This window comes from Pseudomonas sp. PS02303 (assembly GCF_029959925.1).
Lineage (GTDB): Bacteria > Pseudomonadota > Gammaproteobacteria > Pseudomonadales > Pseudomonadaceae > Aquipseudomonas > Aquipseudomonas mandelii.
The window spans coordinates 1-2659 of record NZ_JASCOM010000451.1; the positions used below are offsets into that span (position 1 = coordinate 1).

The window sequence follows — 2659 nt, forward strand, 5'->3', positions numbered from 1 at the left end:
GGCTCGCTCCCACATTGGTTTTGTGTACGACACAGATCCTGTGTGGGAGCGAGCCTGCTCGCGATGCCCGCAACTCGGTCGCCCTCCCTGCCCCAGTCCGACGACCGGTTGCACATCCGGTCAATGCTTTCATCAGCGAAAGCTGGGTGAAAGCTTCCCCGATTAGGATCGCCCCCACTGCCGGCAAAAGACCGGTCGGCCAATGCCAGTGTTTTATCGCTCGCACAGCCCATTTAACAACAACAATGGTGATTCTGATGTCCTCTGCTACCCGCCGCTTCGCTGCAACTCCGCCCGTACGCCTCGTGCTTCCCGTTCTGCGCTGACCCACCCGGTTCGCCCATTCCCTAGCCGCGCTACGCCTGGAGTATTCCCATGCTGACTTTCCTTGGCTTCGCCATGGTCATCACGTTCATGTTCCTGATCATGACCAAGCGCCTGTCCGCGCTGATCGCCCTGATCATCATTCCTATCGTCTTCGCCCTGTTCGGTGGTTTCGCGCCGAAGATCGGCCCGATGATGCTCGAAGGCATCACCAAGCTTGCGCCGACCGGCGTGATGCTGATGTTCGCCATTCTGTATTTCGCCCTGATGATCGACTCCGGCCTGTTCGACCCGGCCGTGCGCAAGATCCTCAAACTGGTCAAGGGCGACCCGCTGAAAGTTTCGGTCGGCACCGCCGTACTGGCGCTCGTCGTTTCCCTTGATGGTGACGGCGCGACCACTTACATGATCTGCGTGGCCGCCATGCTGCCGCTCTACAGCCGCATCGGCATGAGCCCGCGAATCATGGCCGGCCTGATCATCCTCGCCGGTGGCGTGATGAACATGACCCCGTGGGGCGGCCCGACGGCGCGTGCGGCCAGTGCGCTGCACGTGGATCCGTCCGATATTTTCGTACCGATGATCCCGGCGATGGCTTTTGGCGTGATCGCAATCCTCTTGATTGCCTACTTCTACGGCAAACGTGAGCGTGCGCGTCTGGGTGAATTGCATCTGGTGGGCGATGAAGTCGACCACAGCGAAATCAGCGTTTCGCAGTTCCCGGATGCCCGTCGTCCAAAACTGATCTGGTTCAACGGCGCCCTGACCCTGGGCCTGATGTGTACCCTGATCGCCGGCCTGTTGCCGCTGCCGGTGTTGTTCATGGTGGCGTTCAGTATTGCCATGATCGTCAACTATCCTTGCCTGCAACAGCAGAAGGATCGCGTCGCGGCTCACGCCGGCAGTGTGCTGGCGGTGGTCGGTTTGATCTTCGCGGCGGGCATTTTCACCGGTATCCTGTCGGGCACCGGCATGGTCGATGCCATGTCGAAAAGCTTGCTGGCGGTGATCCCTGATTTCCTCGGCCCGTACCTTGCCGTCATCACCGCGTTGGTGAGCATGCCGTTCACGTTTTTCATGTCGAACGACGCATTTTATTACGGCGTGTTACCAGTGCTTGCCGAAGCAGCCAGTCATTACGGTATAACCGCGGTTGAAATGGCACGTGCCTCGATCGTCGGTCAGCCCGTCCACTTGTTGAGCCCGCTGGTTCCATCGACTTACTTGTTGGTGGCCCTGGCCGGTATCGATTTTGGTGATCACCAGCGCTTTACCCTGAAATGGGCCGTGCTGGTGTGCATGTGCATACTGGTAGCCGCATTGCTGATGGGGATTTTTCCGCTGTTCAGCACTCTATAAGCCCAAGACTCACCACAAAGGGTCCAGGCTTCGCTGTTTGAAGCCGGGCCTTTTGTGGTTTAACACTCGCTCAAAGGAATACACATGGAATGGCTGACCAACCCTGAAATCTGGGTTGCCTTCTTTACCCTGACCGCCCTGGAAATCGTCCTGGGTATCGATAACATCATCATGATTTCGATCCTGGTCAGCCGCATGCCCAAACACATGCAGCAGCGCACCCGGATCTTCGGCCTGGCGCTGGCCATGGTCACACGGATCCTGTTGCTGCTGTCGATCACTTGGGTCATGCGCCTTACCACCGATTTGTTTGAAGTGTTCGGCCAAGGCATTTCCGGGCGAGATCTGATCCTGTTCTTCGGTGGCCTGTTCCTGCTGTGGAAGAGCTCGCAAGAGATGTACCACGCGCTGGAAGGTGAAGACGAAACGAACGAAGAGCCGAGTGGCAAGGGCGGCAACTTCCTCTACACAATCATCCAGATCGCGATCATCGACATCGTGTTCTCGCTGGACTCGGTGATTACCGCCGTCGGCATGGTCTCTCATGTACCGGTCATGGTCGCGGCGATCATCGTTGCGGTGCTGGTGATGATGCTGGCTGCCGGCACCATCAGTGAGTTCATCGACAAGCACCCGTCGCTGAAGATGCTGGCACTGTCGTTCCTGCTGATCGTCGGTACGGTGCTGATTGCCGAATCCTTCGACGTTCACGTGCCAAAAGGCTACGTCTACTTCGCCATGGCGTTCTCGCTGGCGGTGGAAGCGATCAACATCAAGATGCGCACCGCGATTGCTAAAAAGCGCAAACAGCAGGATCCGGTGAAACTGCGCAAGGACATTCCGGGGCAATAACCCGAACCTGTGCACTTGCTGCTGCCAGTCAGTGCACAAAACCTGTGGGAGCGAGCCTGCTCGCGATAGCGGCCTGTCATTCAACATCAACGTTGAATGTGACGGCCTCATCGCGAGCAGGCTC

The 2659-nt window shown here is 58.0% G+C and carries 2 protein-coding genes; both read left to right on the forward strand.

The features are described 5' to 3' along the window. Nucleotides 1–375 precede the first annotated feature (375 nt). Entirely contained in the window at nt 376–1683 is a 1308-nt protein-coding gene (locus QMX98_RS33925) for a CitMHS family transporter (protein ID WP_282412055.1), read from the forward strand. An 84-nt stretch (nt 1684–1767) separates the two neighbouring features. After that, entirely contained in the window at nt 1768–2535 is a 768-nt protein-coding gene (locus QMX98_RS33930) for a TerC family protein (RefSeq protein WP_010465551.1), read from the forward strand. The last annotated feature ends 124 nt before the right edge of the window (nt 2536–2659 follow it).